We start from the raw sequence: 18,660 nt of genomic DNA, 5'->3' as shown, positions 1-18,660 counted from the left end.
GAGCTGTCCGAATGTTGGTTGTTCTGCTGCTGCCGCTGGTGATAATCGCCGGCTGCGGTGGGGGTACCCACAGCGGAACCGCGGCACCGGCAAGCACTTCCGCCGCGCAGGACGGCTCACTTCCCGCTGACCCGTCCGGCAACGGAGCCGATGCTGCGCCGATCGACGAGAGCTGCCCGACCAGCAACACCATCGCATTCGCGAAGACCAAGTTCGTTCTGCACTCGGGCCTCGCGTTCGGCGCCTTCCACCGCTACCTCTACAAGCCCTACCAGGCCGGGACCTTTAAGAAGGGCGCCAGCGGACGGATCACCGCCTTCGTCAAGGGTGGTCTGGCCGCGCTGTTCATCAAGCGCGAGGTCCGCTTGGCCAGTCAGGACGTGAAGGCCAACCCCACACTGTGCAAGGCCATCGCAGCCCCGCTCGGCAAGATCGGCGACACCGTCCAAGCCGCGTTCGATAAGCTCAAATCCGGTGACGCCAGCGGGGTCACCAACGTCAACTCCCTCGTCTCCTCGGTCGAAGGCACCTCGAAGACGGACGGCGTCCCGATCACCGAGAACGACAACCCCGACCTGACCTCAACCCCAAAGTAGCCATCTGGTTCCGTGCGTTGACCGCGTCGATGCCGGATGGGTCCGGTGCCCCGGCGCGTGGCGGCCCTGCCCACCGCGCCGCCGCGGCGCCGGCGACTGCTGTTGGCTCTGGCCCTGACCGTGCTCGCCCTGGCCGCCGTGTGCAGCATCGAGACCGTCCGCGACCTGGACGCCTTAGTCGATCTCGCCCGCATAGCCGCCTCGTAGTCCACCGCGAGCAGTCCGGCGGGGTGGGTCCAGCCAGGGGTCCGCGGGCAATAGTCGCTGGTCAGGCCAAAAGTGTCCCCGGCGAACAGCGCCAGATAGTTCGGCTCGCTCGGGTGGGCGACGGCGTGGGAGTTGGTGAACAACGCGCCGCGCCCCGCCAGGGCGTTGAAATACGGGCCTCAGGCCGCACCCACCCTGCGGCGGCAAACAGCGCGGCCACCACATGCGAACACAGCGCGCGGCGACGCGGACTGACCCCGGCGCGGGTGGGTTGTGCCTCGCCGTTGGTGTTCTCCTCCACCACTACCCGGCCCCCTGCACACTTAACATCTACAACTAGTGTAGAAATATTACGGTGCCTGTAGAAGCCTGCCTCACCGATGCGGCTGGGATGGGCGATGAGCCACTGCTCGCCGCAGCCGGCAGGGCAGTGCTGATCGGGCTGCTGACTGGTGAGCTGACTATCGGCGTTGCAACCGGGGTGGCCCCTCGAGGGGGTTCGCCGCGCTCGCGGTCACCCGCCGGCTCGGGCAGACCACAACCCGCCTGAGGACTCACCTATGACTGAACCATTTCGGCGAACACGCCGCGACCTGCTCCGGACCCTGACCGTCGGCGGCGGAGCCATCGCCGTGGCGACATTGCTCGAAGGGTGCGGCCTGGGACCGACGACACGGACCGTGACCCCCACGCCGCCTGGGCGCGGCGCGCTGATCATGATCATTCGCCATGGTGAGAAACCGCCAGCCTCCGGCCTGCCACAAGGAGTTGACGCGGCCGGCAACCCCGACGTCCACTCGCTGACCGCGCGGGGCTGGACACGAGCCGGCGCCTTGTTCGAAGTCTTCGCACCCCCAAACGGACTACCCCGCCCCGGCCTGGCCCGCCCCACCGCGATCTACGCCGCTGGAGGCACAGCCGGGGAAGGCCTACGGACGCGACAGACCGTCACTCCGCTCGCCGCCCGCCTCGACATACCCATCAACACCCGATTCAGCAAAGGCGACGAAGTGTCAGGTGCCACGAGTAAGGGACCACCGTTTTGTCACCAGCTAGGGACCACTTCGGCGGTCGTGGGCCGTGTGCTGATCGTCGTGTAGGGACGTCGTTGACGTCAACGTTTCTCGGTCATCTGTCCTCCTGCGCGGCGTCGAGGGGTTGGCCGATGCGTGGTCGTTGGCGCTGGCGGTAGCTTTCGCCCTCGACGATGAGTTCGAAGGCGGCGGACTGCAGCCGGTCGATCGCGGACTGGGCCAGCAGCGGGTCGGCCATCATGGTCAGCATCTCTGGGGGTTCCCGGTTCGAGGTGATGATCGTGGAGGCCTCGCGGTGGCGTTCCACGATCAGCTCATAAAAATCACTGGTCTGCTCGGTGCCCAGCGGGTGCAATGCCAGATCGTCGAGTATCAATAGTTCAACCCGGTGCAGTTTCCGCATTTCCTCTTCGTGGGTGTGATCGAGACGGGCGGCGCGTAGCCGTTTGAACAGTTTGTCGGCACGTTCGATGTGCACGGTGTATTTGCGGCGGACCGCGGCATGCCCGAGGGCGTTGGCCAGGAATGTTTTCCCCACTCCCACGGGTCCCATGATGAGCACATTGTTCGTTTGGGTGAGGAATCGCAGCGAGCACAACTCTGCCCACAGTGTCCGGTCGAACGCGACGGCCGTGGAGTCGTCCCAGGCCTCCAGGACCATGGTCGGGTCCAGGTGCGCGGAGCGGGCGCGCAGCAGGGTGGCTTGTTGGTCGCGGCGGGTGACCTCATCAGCGAACAGCATCTCCAGGAACTCGTGATGCGGCAGGTGTTGGGTGCGGGCCAACGCGAGGCGTTCGGGCAGGGTGTCGAGCAGCCGCCCGAGTTTGAGCCGGCGCATCAGGTCCTTGAGATCGCCGGATACCTCGACTCGCTGCACGGACCCGCGCGGGACGGGGCTGGGACGGGCGTTGGTGGTCACGACGGGCGCCGCATCTGCCCGGTGGCACCGGTGGCGAACTCGCCGGCGTCGCGGACGAACCGTCGCGCGGCGGGCACCACCTTCGAGGCGGCGGTATCAACGGCGGCCGGGATGGGGATGGCCAGCTGGCCGGTGGCGGTGCCGCGGGTGGTGTCGGCTTCCAGCCCCCGGGTGAGCATCCGGTCGATCAGCCCGACGTTGACCGCCTCGACCTCCAAGGCCCGCTTGCAGGCCTGTTCGACCCGGTCAGCGCCGTGGCGGCGGACCAGTCCGAGGAGCCGATAGACCTGGCGCATCTTGGTCCAGGGCAGCGGATGATCCAGCAGCGCGGCCGCGTAGGCACCGATGTGCTCGCCATAGCCAGTCGCGCGGCGAGCCAGCGCGTCGAGGTCGCGCATCGCGTAGGTGGACACCTCGCTGGGCAGATCCGCCGGGTCGGTGCGCCGCCGCCCCGGTTCCTGCCGGAGATGAACTTTGATCAGCTGGCCGCGGCGGAACAGCTTGACCGTGTGCCCATCAGCACGAGCGGTCAGCCGCTGCCCGATCAGCTCCCCGGGCACCGAATACAGCGCTCTGGCCACCTCGACATGCCGATCAGGTGCGACCTTGGGTTTGGTGTAGACCGGGATCGCGAACCTCTGCGCGGGGGCCGCCAGCAGCAGGGGTGCTTCCTCGGCGTCGAACACCTCAGCTGGGCGTGCGCAGGTGGTGCCATGGATACGCGTTCCGGCGACCTGGGCGCACCACAACACGGCGCGGGCCCGGCAGTCGTTCAGATCGGTGAAGTCCTCCCCGGCGAAGAAGCTGGACCGTACATATTGCACACATTTTTCGACCCTGGGTTTGTCCCGAGGATGGCGGACCCGCGCCGGGTCGACTACGAAGCCCCGAGCTTGGGCGTATTCGCGGAAACTATCATTGAGCCGGGGTTCGATGTTATCGGCCTGATCGACGATCGATTTCATATTATCGGGAATGACGACTTTGAAAACGCCACCGAAGAACGCCCAGGCGGCCTCGAACCCGGCGATCACTTCTTCGAGTGTTTGGCGGTGAGTCGGGTAAAGGAACATGTGCCGCGAATACACCGCGGTGAAGATCAGCCCATGGGCGACCCGCCGTGCCCCACGAACTGGGTCCGGGATCAGCCCGAGTCGACCGAAATCGACCTGTAGCTCCTCACCAGGGTTGCCGTCGACAACCGGGACCGTGGGCTGGCGCCGGCCGAAGGCCAACTCGCTGACCGCGTAGCGGTGCAGCGTGCGATAGGGCACCACCGCCCCGCGCCGGCCCAGCAGCACATGGACTTTGGCCAAGGTCAGCCCCTGTTTCAGCCAGGCCGCGATCTGCTCCCGATGGGCATCCAGGGACTCCCGGGCCGCCCCAACACCGCGTGGGCGGTCCGGTCGCACCGCGCCCAGGACCGTCCCGAGCAGCTCATCGGTCAGCTGCTCAGGGCCGCACTCCTGGGCCAGCCCGGCCGCCTCAGCGGCAGCGACGTACCGGCGGACCGTCTTGCGGTCCACCCCCGCCAACGTGCTCACAGCGCGCAGCGAACGGCCTTCCAACCACAGCCGAAGGATCTCTCTAACCTCGATCACGGACACCTCCCGATAGGACATGCGGACGACCACAACGGCCGCACGACCGGAAGGCGGGGAGCCACGCCGGGTGGTCCCACTACTGGCAAACAGGTGGTCCCATCACCGGCAAGCCCCTGGTCCCATCCTCGTGGCAAAACTAGATCCCAGGTGGGCCCTTACTCGTGGCAGACGACAGAAACCGCGCTCGCCCAGGAAGTAGCTGGCCGTACCGAACCCACGCTGATCTGCTGGCAACACGGCGAACTGCCCGCCATCGCAACCGCACCACAAAACATCACTCCCACACCACCAACAGCCTGGCCGAACGATCGCTACGACCTGGTCTGGGTCCTGACCCCAGCCGCCGACGGCTGGTCATTCCACCAAATCCCCGAGCTACTCCTCGACGGCGACAGCAACCAGTCGATCGCCTAGCCGGCAACCCGATCCGATCCCCACCCGAGCCACACAGATGCCGCCATCGTCGCTGCGATCCCGACGCGCGCTGCTCGCCCTGGCTCGGGCACCCCGGAGCCGTTGTGAGGACCCGAAGCGGTACGGAGGCCCATCGCATGCAGTGGTCGGCTCGTGTCGCAAACGGCTGCACCGTTTTGACAATTTCTGGCTCGATCAATAAGGCCGATGCGTCTAGACTCAAACTCCTACTGGGCCCGCCCACCAGCCTCGTCGTGGACATGCGCGAGACAACGTTCCTAGGCCCTGCCGGACTCGACGTACTCGCCGACGCGGCTGTCAAGTTGGCCAACCAACCCTGGCCACTGGCAATTGTTATCGGTGACGACCACACGCAGGTGCTGCGCGCAATACTGGACGCCCACCTCCAGCAGACCTTGCGACTATTCGACACCGTCGAGCACGCCCTCGCCGCAGTGACGATCATGCCTCGCCTCCGGTGCTGGCTTCCCGGCGGAGCCCGCGTCGGAGCGAGCACGCCGGAGGCCGGACTCACTTCCCCACGCCGAGGCCGGACCTGAACGCGGAAGGGTAATGGTTGCCGCGCACCGCGCCCACAGCCGAAACCTATTGACCAACCTGCCGGAACCGCCGTCAGGGAGACAGTCTCCGTTTGTGATACGGCGCCACCGCTGACGGTTCTGTTGACCGTTCGGCGGTCTACGTTCTGTAAGCCATCCGCCAAGAAGCTCCACCGGCCACCAATGAGGTACCAGTTGGCGCTTGTGAGTTGCCGCTCGTCTGCGTTTGCGAAGTCATTACCGTGAGCTGGTCGAGCGCTTACGTTGGACTTCCTAGCGTCGCGTAATGCTGATTGCGCCTAGTCGAGCCAGCACTGCCGATTCGGGCAGTCTCAATGTATCCGGCGAGCCTCCGGGAGGGTTAATGTACTGACTCGGGTCGGCCACACGCCAGAACCGCGATGTTGCGGCTCGGAATCCCGAGATACGCATTTCGTGGCCTGACCCGCGGGTGCTCGACGCCATCCCCCACGCAAACGTCCTCGCACTCAGACTTCTCCCCCAGCACTGTGCCAGGGCTCCGGGCCACTGGTCGCCGCCCGCGTTCATCCCTTTCGTCGAAGTGCAGCTGTTCTATACCAAGGAGTCATCAACCCGTTGCTTGGCGAAGTTGAGTTGCTTTTGGGCCCGGGTGCTGATCGTCCACCCGTGCTCGTGGCCGCCGGCTTTCCGGAGGGGCAGCGGACCAGGCCCGGTGCGCGGCTGGATCAGGAGTTCGAGGAGCTCGTCGACTGGTTGGCGGCCTACGAGTCGCCGGACCTGCTGGCCGTCGAGGACGGCGACATCGACCTGACCTACACGGAGCTGAACGAGCGGGCCAACCAGTTGGCCCGTTACCTGCTGACCCAGGGGGCCGGGGCGGGCGACCGGGTCGCCCTGCTCTTCGACCGGGCGGTGTACTCCTACATCAGCATGCTCGCGGTGCTGAAGATCAACGCCGCGTACGTGCCGCTGGATGTCGCCTTCCCGTCCGACCGGATCGGCTACATCGCGAGTGACGCCGGTGTGCGGTTCGTGCTCTCGCTCTCGCATGTCCGCGACCTGGTCGAGGGGCTGGAGCAGCTCGGTCCCGAGGTGCTCTACCTGGACGAGGCGGCCGACTTCATCGGTGGCCAGGACACCGGCCGGCTCACCGAGGCCGAGCGGAAGCCGCCGGTCGAGGACCTGGCGTACCTGATCTACACCTCCGGCACGACCGGGCGGCCCAAGGGCGTCGCGATCAGCCACGAGAGCATCTGCAACTTCGTGCTGGTGGCCGCGGAGATGTACGGCATCAAGACCGGCGACCGGGTGTATCAGGGCATGACGATCGCGTTCGACTTCTCGGTCGAGGAGATCTGGGTGCCGTGGATGGCCGGGGCGACGCTGGTGGCGAAGCCGGCCGGGCCGAGCCTGCTGGGGTTGGACCTGCACCAGTTCCTGACCGAGCAGCGGATCACCGCGATGTGTGTGGTGCCGACGCTGTTGGCCACGATCGAGGACGACCTGCCGGAGCTGCGGTTCCTGCTGGTCTCCGGGGAGGCCTGCCCGCAGGACCTGATCGCCCGCTGGCACCGCCCCGGGCGCCGGTTCCTCAACGTCTACGGCCCCACCGAGGCCACCGTGACCGCCACCTGGACCGTGCTGCACCCCGACCGGCCGGTCACGATCGGGCGCCCGCTGCCCACCTACGCCATCGTCGTGCTGGACCGCGACGACCCGTTCCGGGTGCTGCCCTTCGGCGAGGTCGGCGAGATCGGCATCGCCGGCGTCGGCCTGGCCACCGGGTACCTGAACCGGGACGAGCTGACCGAGAAGGCGTTCATCCCGGACCTGCTCGGGATCGCCGACAACCCGTCGGGCCGGATCTACCGCACCGGTGACCTCGGCCGGGTCAACGCCGAGGGCGAGATCGAGTACCACGGCCGGATCGACCTACAGGTCAAGATCCGCGGCTACCGCATCGAGCTGACCGAGATCGAGTCGGTGCTGCTGCGGGTACCGGGCATCGCCGCCGCGGTGGTCAACACGTTCGAGCCGGACCCGGGATCCGGGAACGGCACCGAGCTGGCCGGCTACTACAGCCTGCGCACCGGGGTCGCCGAGCTGGACCCCGAGATCATCTACGGCTACCTGCGCGAACGGCTGCCGTCCTACATGGTGCCCGCCTACCTACAGCACCTCGACGTCATCCCGATGACCACCTCGGACAAAGCCGACCGCAAGGCCCTACCCGCACCCACCACCCGCTCGCCGGGAACTGCCCCCCAGCAGACCTACATCGCCTGCGCTAGCGAAACCGAGCAGATCCTCGCCGGTGCGCTGGCGCGAACGCTCGGAGCCGACCGGATCTCCGTGGAGAGCGATTTCTTCCAGGAGCTGGGTGCGAACTCGCTGCTCATGGCCCGATTTTCGGCCCGGGTGCTCAACGAGACCACGCTGGGCTCGATGTCGATGCGCGAGATCTACCAGAACCCGAGCATCCGGCAGTTGGCCTCGGTCCTGGGCACCAGAGTCTCCGGCACCACCGCCCTCCGGCCCGGCGAGCACGCTGCCCCGAACAGCACTGGCACCGTGGTGCGCACCAGCAACGCGCTGTACCTGATGACCGGGGCGCTGCAGCTGCTGATCTTTTTGGCCTTCACCTACCTCGGCGCGCTGCTGCTCGACGTTGGCTTCACCTGGGCCGCCGCCGGCGCCACCCCACTGGCCGTGTTCGAGCGGTCCGGCGTCTACACCGCCGCACTGTTCCTGTTGGCCTGCGTGCTGCCGATCCTGGCGAAGTGGATCCTCGTCGGGCGCTGGAAGGAACGCGACATCCGGCTGTGGAGCCTGGACTACCTGCGCTTCTGGACGGTCAAGACGCTGATCAGGGCCAACCCGCTGGTGCTGTTCGCCGGATCCCCGATCTACGTGCTCTACCTGCGGGCACTCGGCGCGAAGATCGGTCGCGGTGCCACCATCCTGTCGACCACCGTGCCGGTGGCCACCGACCTGATCACCATCGGCGCCGGCACCCTCATCCGCCGGGGCGTCTCGTTCACCGGCTACCACGCGGTCAACGGTTACCTGCGGACCGGGCGGGTGACCCTGGGGCGTGACGTCTTCGTCGGCGAGACGAGCGTGCTCGACACCGGCACCACCATGGGCGACGATGCGCAGCTCGGGCACAGCTCGTCGCTGCACACCGGCCAGGTCGTGCCGCCCGGTGAGACCTGGCACGGCGTGCCCGCGGAGCCGACCGACACCGACTACCGGGTGGTCAACCCGGTCCGGATGCGTACCGCGCGACGGTTCTTCTTCAGCGCGGCGCAGCTGCTGGCCACGCTGGTCGGAGTCCCGGTCATCTCCGGTGTCGTGGTCACCCTGCTCACGAAGATCCCGCTGGTCGCGATCTACTTCGACTCGACGAAGCTGCAGCTCACCGGGGCTCGGTTCTACCTGTCGATGGCCGCGATCTCGGCGATCGTGTTCTTCGGGTTCAGCCTGCTCAGCCTGCTCGCGATGATCATCGGGCCCCGGCTGCTCAGCCCACTGGTGCGCCCCGGCAAGACCTACCGGCTCTACGGGTTGCGCTACCTCGTCGCGCAGGCGATCACCGTGCTGAGCAACTCCCGGTTCTTCATGCTGATGTTCGGCGACAGCTCCGCCGCCGTCGGCTACACACGCGGCATCGGCTACCGCCTCGGGGTCGTCGAGCAGACCGGATCGAACTTCGGCACCGAGATCACCCACGACTCGGCGCTGCTCACGACCGTCGGCACCGGCACGATGTTGTCCGACGGCCTGCAGATCATGAACTCGGACTTCTCGAGCACCTCGTTCAAGATGTCGCGGATCGAGATCGGCGCGCGGAACTTCATGGGCAACAACATCGCCCTGCCCGCCGGCGCCCGGATCGGCGAGAACGTGCTGCTCGGCACCAAGGTGATGGTCCCGATCGACGGACCCGTGCGGGAGAACGTCGGCCTGCTCGGCTCGCCGCCGTTCGAGATCCCGCGCTCGGTCGCCCGCGACTCCGCCTTCGACGAGCTCAAGGCCCCCGCGGTGCTGCGCAAGCGCCTCGCGGCCAAGGCCCGCAGCAACGTCGCCAGCATGATCATGTTCCTGCTGTTCCGCTGGGTGCAGTTCTTCGCGGTGTTCCTGCTGCTGACGGCGGCGGCCAGCTTCTACCGCCGCTTCGGCAACTTCTCCATCGCGCTCGGGCTCCTCGCGATGATGGTGTTCAACGCGCTCTTCGCCGCCTTCGCCGAGCGGGCCGTGATGGGCTTCCACCGCCTGATCCCACGCTTCGTCTCCATCTACGACCCCTACTTCTGGCGCCACGAGCGGCTCTGGAAGGTGCTCGCCGCGCCACTGTTCGCGGGCACCCCGTTCCGTGGGCTGTCCTGGCGGCTACTCGGCGTGCGGGTCGGCAAGCGGCTGTTCGACGACGGCGCCGGGATCCCGGAGAAGACCCTGGTCTCCCTCGGCGACGACGTCGTGCTCAACGCCGGCGCCGTCATCCAGTGCCACTCACTCGAGGACGGCACCTTCAAGTCCGACTACACGGTGATCGGCTCCGGGGCCGTCCTGGGCGTCGCCGCCTTCGTGCACTACGGCGTCACCGTGGGCGAGGGCACCGTCCTGGACTCCGACACCTTCCTGATGAAGGGCGAACAGACCGCCCCGTTCACCCGCTGGGGCGGCAACCCAGCCACCGAGGTCCGGCCCGTCGCCCAGCCCGCCACCGCTACTCCGATCACGTCGGTCCCGGCACCGACACCCGCAGTCCAGGCCGACCGCCTGACTCACTCCGCGAGCACCGCCTTGCTCAGGCGCAACCAAGCTTGCGATCACTCCGGAAGTCCCCGGGCGAGCCGATGCGGATTGTGAGCAGGTGGCGATCGCCGCCTCGGCCGTCAGCAATATGTTGCAGTGCAAGATAAGGAGGAACCTGGTGGGACGAATCCCCCATCCACGTCCGACGCTCGCCCTCAGCCACTTACGCCCATGTATATGGCCGGCGGTCCTTGGGGCAACACTCGCCCTTATCGTCTCTGGCTGCTCATCCTCTCCCACCGCCCCCGACGCCGCGCCATCATTCGCCCCAGCGACAGCATCCGACCCAGCGGCGGCACCAGACGCCGCGACACCATCGGCCAGAGCGAAGCGCCCCTTCCGCACGGCCACACCGCACATCCTCGGCCAGATCACCGCGGAAACGGGCTCAACCTGGACCGTGCGTGCAAGAAACGGCCAGCTGTACACCGTCACCATTACCGACGCGACCAAATTCGGAACCACAAAGCACCCCGCCGCGCGAGACCAGTTCAAGGTCGGCAGTCAAGCTCGGGTGATCGGGACCATCTCGGGCACCACAATCACGGCGGCCCAGATCAGGTTGCCCAGAGCAGCCTCGTAAAACACGCACGGACTTTGGTTGGTCCGCTCCGGACCTCGGATCCGACGGGATGACTCTGCCTCACGCCTCGGCGTCAACCTGCGGGCCGCAACCGTTGGTGTGCACCAGCCCAGTGAGACATCGAAGGATCCCTACGGCGTCGGTATGAGTCCGCCGCGCGCCCCGAGCCAGGGCAGTGCCGCGCGGAGCGCCGATGCGGCAATGGTCCAGGAGTGCCCACCAGGCAGGCGCATTAGTTGGATTGCGATGCCCGCGTTGCGGGTAGCCGCAGTTACCTGCTCAGCCTGTGGCCCATAGTCACGGTCGTCGGCGCCCACCGCAACTATGCCGGCGCTCGATCGGAATTTCTCGTCGATGAGGATGTCCAATGGATTCACCGCGTGAAATCTCGAATCGTCGCCTCCGAACGCGGCTTGCACCGTCTTGGTACGACTACCCAACGTCGGCTCCCGTTGGCCCGAGATGTCGAGAAACGTCGGATAGGTTCGAGCCCTGCGGACCGCCAGTTGTAGCGAACAGGTGCCGCCGTAGGAGAATCCGCCGATCGCCCAGTGCCGCGTATCAGGGTCGATCTGCAAATTGTTCCTAACCCATCCCGGCACATCGTCGGCCAGATAACTCTCCACATTGCCCAGCCGAGAGTCCAGACACATCGGATTGGCCAACGTCGACCCGGTCGCATCCGGCACGACCACAATTGGCGCAAGGCCGGCGTGTGCGTTGGCGAACGCATCCATCACCTTGGCCAGAGTCCCAGCAACCAGCCAGTCCTGAGGGCCGCCGGGCTGCCCCGCGATGAGCACCAGCACGGGCAGGAGTGGGCGTGAGGATGCGAGGTACGCGGGTGGCAGATACACCGACGCGGGCCGAGCACGGAAGCCGGACCGTGTCCCCGGGATGGTCACTCGGGTCAGTTGGCCCGCGCGTGGCATATCGACGGGTGGCCTCCACGACTGGGACAGCGGACGGTCGGGAGCGGTGACCGCTCTCGGCTTAGTACCGGCGAGGGCGGCGAAGTCCACCTCCTTCTCCGCAGAGATGCCCAACGCCGCTCTGAGGGTGGGCCGGTAGCCGTAGAAAGCGTTAATCTTCACCGCGGACAACACGATCACGAGCATGATGGCGAGCACTATCGCAAGGCGGCGGCGCCAATTCGCTGGTACCGACTGTGCTCCACCCATCGCGACCCCCAGCACTCCGAAGCCTGCCCAGAACAGAACTCGAAATGGGAGCGGATCAGGAAAGGGTTGCCACACCTCGAGAACGAGATCGGCGATGAGAACGGCCAGAATCGAGCCGCCCACACTGACTGGTAGGGCTATCCGCCACCAGTTGCGATACGGGCGCACCAGCAAGAACCCAAACGCAAGTACGCCGGCGAGGCTCGCCAGAACGGGCAAGGTGCCTGAGATTACCGATGCGTCCAGCATCTAAGTCGAGTCCGACCTCTCCGACGAAGCAAGGTTTCTGCTCCGAGAATCAGGCCGGCCACACCGGCGCCCAGGCGCAACCGACGACGCCACTGAGTGCCGAATGTCGCGCCGACCACCGAGGTGAACGCCGGCGGCGACACCTGAGCAAGGCTGCCTGTACATTCACCGATACCCCAGACGACGAGCAGCAGAATGCTCGCCAACGGCACCTGACGTATGACCGGCGCAACGGAACACATGTCCGACGGCCACCACCGGACGGGCGGCGGTAACCGAGCTGGTAAGCCGGACCAGGCAACCACCGAAGCTGTGCGGTCGCCCATCACTCTCGGAGGACGTAACGCCAGGTCGCGGTGTCACCTCTCCGTGTCACGCGCACAGATTGTAGGGGAGCTCAAGGATGCGATGAGCCTTAGGGTAGCGTTCCTACCTATGCAGCGTGTCCTGGTTGTCGATGACGACGCCCGGATCCGGGCTTCTCTTGGCCGAGGTCTCCGCGCGGAGGGCTTCGACGTGGTCACCGCCGCCGATGGCCCCACCGCCTTGGGTGCAGCGCTGACCAGCACGTTCGATGCCATCCTGCTCGACATCATCCTTCCCGGGCTGTCCGGGTACCGGGTACTCCAACGGCTGCGTGACGAGGGCGTGGGAACTCCCGTGCTGCTGATCTCGGCCAAGGACGGCGAGGTGGACCAGGCCGACGGGCTGGACCTGGGCGCGGATGGTTACCTAGTCAAACCGTTCTCGTTCGTCGTGCTGGTCGCTCAGCTCAGGTCGCTGCTGCGCCGCCGAGAGGCGGCGCGCCTGCGTCCCGGGCTGTGTCAGGTGGGAGACCTGATCCTCGAACCGCTCACCAAGGAAGTCAGCTATGCGGGCTATCCGATCGAGCTGAGCCCTCGCGAGTTCGCGGTGCTGCACGCACTGGCGAGCCGCCCAGATGTAGCGGTGAGCAAGGCCGAGCTGCTCGAGTTAGTCTGGGGTTCCCCGTGCGCGGTCGCACCCAATGTGGTCGAGGTCTACGTCGGCTATATCCGTCGCAAGCTGCGGGTTGCCGGCGCGGAACAGCTGGTGCGCACCGTCCGTGGCCGCGGCTATCAGGTCCCGGCCTGCGTGAGCCCGGGCCCGAAGCTCTAGTCTAGGGCCGAGCTGGGTTGCACACAGGGTCGGCAATTGTCACATTCACAACAATAACCACATTAGTCACACGACGATCGCTCGCCAACGGTCCATCACACCATTGATCAGTTAGTTTTCGATCTCCCTAGAAGATCCATTTAGGCGACACCAGAATTTTGCGCACCTAATTGCCGACCAGCTGACTATCCGGACTGCTAACTTCCCGCGCGTGAACGCGGTCGACTCAGTGCCGGTCATCGGACAACCCCTGGCCTATGGCTTGGGATTCATCATGCTGATCTTCATCGTGTTCACCGACTCATGGGCTCGTTCCCTGGTCACTGTCGCGCACGAGGGCGGACACATGGCGATGGCGATGGTCACTTGGCGCGGCCACCAAGGCTTCGAACTCACAGATGGCGGTGGCGGCGAAACCACCCTGAGCAAGACAGGATGGGGGATCGGCGAAATATTGATTTTGTTGTCCGGCTATCCCGCTCCGCCATTGCTCGGGCTCGGCGGCGCCGCAGTGATTCGACACGGGCACGCGTGGTCAGTGCTGTGGGCGGCACTGGTCCTGCTTCTTGTCGCGTTATTCCAGGCCAAGAATAGTCTCGCGTTATTGGTGACCGCACTCGCCTTCCTCAGCGTCGGCTGGGCGGCGCTCAACGGCTCGCCCTATCTACAAGCAGCGGTGGCCATTGGCCTGGTCTGGTGGATGCTGTTCGGCGGTGCCTACTGGTCCTCGGTCTATCTCACACAGGGAACCAGCGACGCGTCCGCCCTTGCCGGCGCGACACTGATTCCTCGGATCATGTGGGATATGTTGTTCGCGTCTATCGGGATAATATGCCTCTGGGCCGGAGGCCACTACTTGTTGCGCCGGTGATCCTGTGGGGCTGGGAATATAACCGGGCGCTGATCTGCGAGATCCCGCCGGGTCTCTATTGATTAGCGTGTATGCGCGAATCTGTCGAGCCGGCCTCCAGACAGGGTTCGATGCCCGAGGATCAGTCTGGCGTCAGTGCGACATGGTCCTGAGCGTTTGGATCATCAGGTCAGCGGCCTCGGCTGCCTTCTGGCAGGCCAACGGGCGGGTGGAGGGGGGCCTGTTGGGGGTGTCGTGTCCGCTGACGTTAGCGACGAGCAGGCTTTGGCCGTCGGCAACGTCGATGTACAACTCGCAGGTGTGATTGGGGTCGGCAGTCGGGTCGCTGGTTTGTACCGCCGGAAACCCGGCGACCTGGACGATCTGGGCGTGGGGGTCGCTCAGCGCGGTCGCGGCGCTCTGGTGAACCAGGGTGCGGGCGATCCAGGTGTCCGTCGGGCCAGGTGAGGGAGTGCTCCACACACATTCCGCGTCTCCTTCCTCAGGGTTGCCGTAGGGGACTCCGGCGGCCACACCCAGCCGGCTGACCTGCGGTCCGCTCAACAGCGCGCACGGCTTGACGCCGGTCAAGGGCAGGTTCGCGGGGCGTGGTGGAAGGACTCGACCTTGTGGGGGTGGACTCTGCACGGCCGGTGTGGCCGGTGTGGCCGGGCTCGGCGGGCTGGCGGTCGGTGATCCGCAGCCCGCCGCGCCGCAGAGTAGTAGACCGGAGATCAGCGCCAGACCCCCCCACCAACGCCGCAGCGGGGCCGACGCGGGAAGCAACGGGAGCCGGGCGGTGCGCGCCCCCGGCCAAGAATTGATGCCACCTGACATGGTCTGTTCTTCTCCTTCCAGGCAGCCTTCCCTGGTCGTGGCTATGGAAAGCCGACCGAAAGGACTTTCTGGCGCGATCCTGACCCCGGCCGCTCCGACGAGCACGTGCCAGCGGACCTCATATCGTGGTGGATCACACCGAGCCCCTCAGAACTCGAGCAGACATGAACCTGACCGCGGTGCCGTCCTGACGCCAGAACGGAGACATCCAGATGGGCCCGCTCGACCTGCTGTGGCTCTTCTTCATCTTCTCCACCTTCCAACCACTGGTCCAGCAGAAGGCGCTCGCCTACCAGCGGGGCTACGCGTTGCGCCAGCTGGAGAAGCGGGACGGCTCCCGTGTTATCACCGGTGATCCATCGGCGGGAAGGGTGCGCCCTTTTCGGGATTCCCTTCGGCGGCTACATCGACATCGACGACTCTGAAGCCGTCATTCGGGCCATCGAGTCCCCCACTAGCGATGAGCGGTGGCACGCTCATCGCGCTGGCAGCTGACCAGTCCAAGGGACGCCGGCCGTCGGTCGAGTACGTTCCGGCCCCGTACGACATGCGTCCCCGGACAGTTCCGGCCCACGGACAACTTGACCGCCGGAATGAGCGGTAGGCCGTCGACACCGGAGGCTGAAATGGCCGGCGGTGTCGACGGCACCCCGGGGCCGTGAGGTCAGCTCCGATCACGGCGTAGCAGGCGCCGGAGAAGGCCGCGTTTACCCGACGCACCGCCGTCCTCGCCCGAGGCCTCATCACCCGGGTAGCTCTGCCCGTAGTGGTTGTACAGCCGGCGCTCCTCCTCGTGCGACAGATCGCCGCCACTCTGCGCCCTGGGCGCGTCGCGGAGCGTGTCGCTGTCGACGGGGACCTGCAGGCCCCGGCCGTCCTCGGAGGCGCGGGCATCGCGCATCGGAACATACGACCGTGTCGACTCGTCCGCTTCGCTGACGACGACGGCCCAGGCAGGCGTCCCGTCCTCGCTCTCGACCAGGAACTCCTCGATCGTCCCGATCACGTTCCCGTCCTCGTCGTAGAGACGCGCATCCAGGTAGGTGATCCACTCAATGGCCTGTGTCATGCAACCCTCCCGATAATCGACTCCCGCCGGCCTCGCGCTCGGCGGCCACCGGCGAAGCGGCACCAGCAATCCAGGGCGTTATGCAGCACCACACCGTCAGGAGTGGCCAGCGGGACCAGACGGTCCTGCGGTCCCTGTGCTTGCCAATCACCGTCTCCGCCTTACCGAGGACGATCGCAGCCATCCCGGGCGGAGGCCTCGGCCCGGCGGGCCGAAATGACCGCCTCCCACTGGACACTTGAATCATCGTGATTACCTCCACCCGGAGCGCGGTAGCCGCGTTGGGCATCACCGACTGATACCACCTATGTCTTCCCGGCCGATCGACCGGTGGCCACCGACCCGTCCAAACTGCCGAAGATCATCTCGTGACCCGCCATGCGCGCAAATCTGAGGCTTGACGGTGCCGGCCGCAGCTGTTAAAAAATGCGCCGTCAGAGAGAGTGAACCATCAGAAGAGCGTCGCACGAGGCGACGCGACAGCAGTGGTGCACAACGGATTGTGGGAGGTTGAGAAACGGTCCGATTGAGGCGGTCGTCGGTGGTTCCGCGCCGCACGCCAGACTTCGGGCAGTTTATCCCTCTGAGTGGGCCGGCCCGGCCATTTCGCGGGGCCGACCCCCTTTCCTTTTCAGACTGAATTGGCACTAGTGACGCCGCGTGCACATGCGTCATACGCGCCTACACAGCGCGGCCGCGGCGTTCCGCCGACCGGACCGCCCTGGTTGACCGCCCTGACCTGGTGATCTGATCGCTTGAGTGGCACGTTCAACGACCCTGATTCATGATCAACCAGGGCTGGTTGTGTCGACGATCACCCCAGAGTTGACACTCGCGGCGGGGGCTGTTAGAAATTTCCACGCAAGTCAGCGGACAACGCGGAGGCGCCAGAACAAACCAGGGTGCAAAGCTAGGTTCGCAAGGGATCACCAGAGGTTGCGGAACAGTCGAGATGGAGGTGGTCACCGCGGAGTTTCGGTGTGCATCGGAGTCAAGACAAGTTTGATGTCCCCCTCTAGTGGGCCGGCCCGGGCGATTTCGCTGGGCCGGCCCCTTTCTTATGTGAGGAGTGGTCGAGTCCCGCCCGCCGGTTGGCTCTGCGCGGGCCCCGCGTCGTCGTGGACTCGCTGCCAGTGGGCTTGCTGGGCGCGCTGGTGCGTCGCGGACCCCCGGGCCTGCTGACCTCTGCAGCTCGGCCGCGTGAGCTCGTGGGCGGCTAGCTCGTCGGCGCGGCGGCCCAGCTCGGCTGCCGCTTGTTCCTCCGCCTCGGCTATATCCGCGGCGTTCTGGGCCAGGCGCGTGGCGAGTGTCTGATGCTTGGCGCGCGGCTACGAGTCGTTGGCGCCGCCTCCGGCGGCGAACACTGCCGATCAGCCGTCATAGGGTGATCTCCCGAGGATCCGCTCGGCCGTGTTCGATCGGGACCCTCGTCGCCGGTGGCCGCGTGTGATGGGTCAGCCCTGACACACACCAGGGTGTCGATGTGTGTCAGGGCCGTCTGAAGGACCGCGGTGATCACCACGCGTCCCCCCAGATGCAGTGGGGCGAAGCTTCGTTGCCCGCTGCCCCGGGATGCCCACTCCCGCACGGATCTAACGCGCCCATCAGAGTGACGGTGATGCCCCGTTTCACCTGAGCGACACCATCGGCGTGCCGTGGCCGTTCCGTGCATTTGGTCGGGGTCGCGTTTGTAGCCTCTGGCTCACTCGCGCGAGCAGCGCGCGGGACCTCGATCTGGGGAGAAAACGATGATCGTGCTCGGCGTCATCTTGTTGCTCATTGGTTGGCTGACCGGCATCTCCATCCTCTACACCGTCGGCAGCATCCTGCTCGTCGTCGGCCTGGTGCTGTTGCTGCTGGGGTCAGTCGGCCGCGGCGTCGGTGGACGCCGCTGGTATTTCTAACCATCGGCATCCGCGGGGCCCGTGCCCCGATCCCCGGGGCCCGCGGATGCCGACGGTGCGCCACTCACCCACAACCTCACGGGTCATCCTGGTAGCGAGTGGCCCGACGGTGAAGTCGACGCTGTGATTTGATCGTTTCGTTGGGCGCGGCCCCGGTGATGGCGAATATTGTTGGGTGTTCCGCCGGTTGAGCACACAGCCGTGACGGCCACCTTCTCCAGCCTGCCACCCAGGATCGGATCAGATCCTGGCTGCTCGGCGGTCAGGAAGGTGGGGCCCGCGCGGCACGGTGCCGTGAGGTCAGCTGGAACGGAACCCAGGAGGTCCGTCTGGTGACGCCACAACTGACGATCATCTTGCTCGAAGTGACCCGACCGGTCCGCCTGCAGGTCAAAGGGGATGTCGACCTCGCCACCTTCGATCAACTCGACGCCGCACTGACCGAGGCCACCACCCAGTACGGGCGGGTAGTGCTCGATCTGACCGAAACGACGTTCATGTCCAGTGTCGGAATCCGGGTGTTATACACCCACGCAGCCGGGCTGAGCGCGGTGCTGGTGAGCTCAACCAGCATCATCCACCGGGCCTTGTCAATCGCCGGCCTTGGCGTGGTGATCCCCATCGAACTCGACAACTCATAGGCACCCACCAAACGCCACTGCGCTTCACACATCAGCGCGTCGCACAGGCTCAGAGGTGTTGTCTCCTCAGGGGGC

14 protein-coding genes are annotated in these 18,660 nt (G+C 66.1%); 9 read left to right on the top strand and 5 right to left on the bottom strand.

From position 1 onward, the window contains the following. The first annotated feature begins 14 nt into the window (after positions 1 to 14). The gene (locus ACTXG6_RS16130; protein WP_445188617.1) at positions 15 to 596 is read left to right on the top strand and encodes a hypothetical protein; all 582 of its coding nucleotides are present in this window, start codon (positions 15 to 17) and stop codon (positions 594 to 596) included. Positions 597 to 641: 45 nt separating this feature from the next. Next, entirely contained in the window at positions 642 to 803 is a 162-nt protein-coding gene (locus ACTXG6_RS16125) for a hypothetical protein (RefSeq protein WP_445188616.1), read from the top strand. 1,128 nt (positions 804 to 1,931) lie between these two features. Here ACTXG6_RS16125 and ACTXG6_RS16120 read toward each other — a convergent pair. Next, positions 1,932 to 2,756, bottom strand: a complete 825-nt coding sequence (locus ACTXG6_RS16120; RefSeq protein ID WP_445183324.1) for an ATP-binding protein — start codon at positions 2,754 to 2,756, stop codon at positions 1,932 to 1,934. After that, on the bottom strand, positions 2,753 to 4,378 hold the full coding sequence (gene istA, locus ACTXG6_RS16115; protein WP_445186888.1) for an IS21 family transposase: 1,626 nt from the start codon (positions 4,376 to 4,378) through the stop codon (positions 2,753 to 2,755). Before istA ends, ACTXG6_RS16120 begins: the two co-directional genes overlap by 4 nt. A gap of 129 nt (positions 4,379 to 4,507) precedes the next feature. Between istA and ACTXG6_RS16110 the strand changes: the two genes are divergently transcribed. Both ACTXG6_RS16110 and ACTXG6_RS16105 read left to right on the top strand, forming a co-directional pair. Continuing rightward, the gene (locus ACTXG6_RS16110; protein ID WP_445188615.1) at positions 4,508 to 4,774 is read left to right on the top strand and encodes a hypothetical protein; all 267 of its coding nucleotides are present in this window, start codon (positions 4,508 to 4,510) and stop codon (positions 4,772 to 4,774) included. Between the two features lie 1,208 nt (positions 4,775 to 5,982). Next, positions 5,983 to 10,188: a Pls/PosA family non-ribosomal peptide synthetase gene (locus ACTXG6_RS16105; protein WP_445188614.1), complete on the top strand. Its 4,206-nt coding sequence runs from the start codon at positions 5,983 to 5,985 to the stop codon at positions 10,186 to 10,188. Between the two features lie 660 nt (positions 10,189 to 10,848). Here the strand turns inward: ACTXG6_RS16105 and ACTXG6_RS16100 are convergent. Beyond that, entirely contained in the window at positions 10,849 to 12,147 is a 1,299-nt protein-coding gene (locus ACTXG6_RS16100; RefSeq protein ID WP_445188613.1) for an alpha/beta hydrolase, read from the bottom strand. 435 nt (positions 12,148 to 12,582) lie between these two features. Between ACTXG6_RS16100 and ACTXG6_RS16095 the strand changes: the two genes are divergently transcribed. Further along, a complete protein-coding gene (locus tag ACTXG6_RS16095; protein ID WP_445188612.1) occupies positions 12,583 to 13,284 on the top strand; it encodes a response regulator transcription factor in 702 nt (233 codons plus the stop codon). Between the two features lie 211 nt (positions 13,285 to 13,495). Beyond that, positions 13,496 to 14,155, top strand: coding sequence for a M50 family metallopeptidase (locus tag ACTXG6_RS16090; protein ID WP_445188611.1), 660 nt, complete (start codon positions 13,496 to 13,498; stop codon positions 14,153 to 14,155). 132 nt (positions 14,156 to 14,287) lie between these two features. On the opposite strand, the gene ACTXG6_RS16085 is transcribed toward ACTXG6_RS16090, so the two are convergent. Continuing rightward, positions 14,288 to 14,971, bottom strand: coding sequence for a DUF3558 domain-containing protein (locus ACTXG6_RS16085; RefSeq protein ID WP_445188610.1), 684 nt, complete (start codon positions 14,969 to 14,971; stop codon positions 14,288 to 14,290). A 212-nt stretch (positions 14,972 to 15,183) separates the two neighbouring features. On the opposite strand from ACTXG6_RS16085, the gene ACTXG6_RS16080 reads away from it, so the two are divergent. After that, on the top strand, positions 15,184 to 15,396 hold the full coding sequence (locus ACTXG6_RS16080) for a hypothetical protein (RefSeq protein ID WP_445188609.1): 213 nt from the start codon (positions 15,184 to 15,186) through the stop codon (positions 15,394 to 15,396). Positions 15,397 to 15,635: 239 nt separating this feature from the next. Here the strand turns inward: ACTXG6_RS16080 and ACTXG6_RS16075 are convergent, their stop codons facing one another. Further along, positions 15,636 to 16,040, bottom strand: coding sequence for a PRC-barrel domain-containing protein (locus ACTXG6_RS16075; protein WP_445188608.1), 405 nt, complete (start codon positions 16,038 to 16,040; stop codon positions 15,636 to 15,638). A gap of 1,748 nt (positions 16,041 to 17,788) precedes the next feature. Between ACTXG6_RS16075 and ACTXG6_RS16070 the strand changes: the two genes are divergently transcribed. Both ACTXG6_RS16070 and ACTXG6_RS16065 read left to right on the top strand, forming a co-directional pair. Continuing rightward, positions 17,789 to 17,944 carry a DUF6131 family protein gene (locus ACTXG6_RS16070; protein WP_445188607.1) on the top strand — a complete coding sequence of 52 codons (156 nt, stop codon included), beginning with the start codon at positions 17,789 to 17,791 and terminating at the stop codon, positions 17,942 to 17,944. Between the two features lie 332 nt (positions 17,945 to 18,276). Continuing rightward, entirely contained in the window at positions 18,277 to 18,585 is a 309-nt protein-coding gene (locus ACTXG6_RS16065; RefSeq protein ID WP_445188606.1) for an STAS domain-containing protein, read from the top strand. The last annotated feature ends 75 nt before the right edge of the window (positions 18,586 to 18,660 follow it).

The organism is Pseudonocardia sp. Cha107L01, assembly GCF_052566575.1.
Note: the sequence above shows the minus strand (reverse complement) of the source record. Positions and strands in the feature narration are given on the sequence as shown.

What these genes read in the sequence shown, in the direction of transcription:
- ACTXG6_RS16100 (WP_445188613.1), bottom strand. Translation starts at nt 12,147, where the DNA reads ATGCTGGACGCATCGGTAATCTCAGGCACCTTGCCCGTTCTGGCGAGC.
- ACTXG6_RS16095 (WP_445188612.1), top strand. Translation starts at nt 12,583, where the DNA reads ATGCAGCGTGTCCTGGTTGTCGATGACGACGCCCGGATCCGGGCTTCT.
- ACTXG6_RS16075 (WP_445188608.1), bottom strand. Translation starts at nt 16,040, where the DNA reads ATGACACAGGCCATTGAGTGGATCACCTACCTGGATGCGCGTCTCTAC.
- ACTXG6_RS16085 (WP_445188610.1), bottom strand. Translation starts at nt 14,971, where the DNA reads ATGTCAGGTGGCATCAATTCTTGGCCGGGGGCGCGCACCGCCCGGCTC.
- istA (WP_445186888.1), bottom strand. Translation starts at nt 4,378, where the DNA reads ATGTCCTATCGGGAGGTGTCCGTGATCGAGGTTAGAGAGATCCTTCGG.
- ACTXG6_RS16080 (WP_445188609.1), top strand. Translation starts at nt 15,184, where the DNA reads ATGGGCCCGCTCGACCTGCTGTGGCTCTTCTTCATCTTCTCCACCTTC.
- ACTXG6_RS16070 (WP_445188607.1), top strand. Translation starts at nt 17,789, where the DNA reads ATGATCGTGCTCGGCGTCATCTTGTTGCTCATTGGTTGGCTGACCGGC.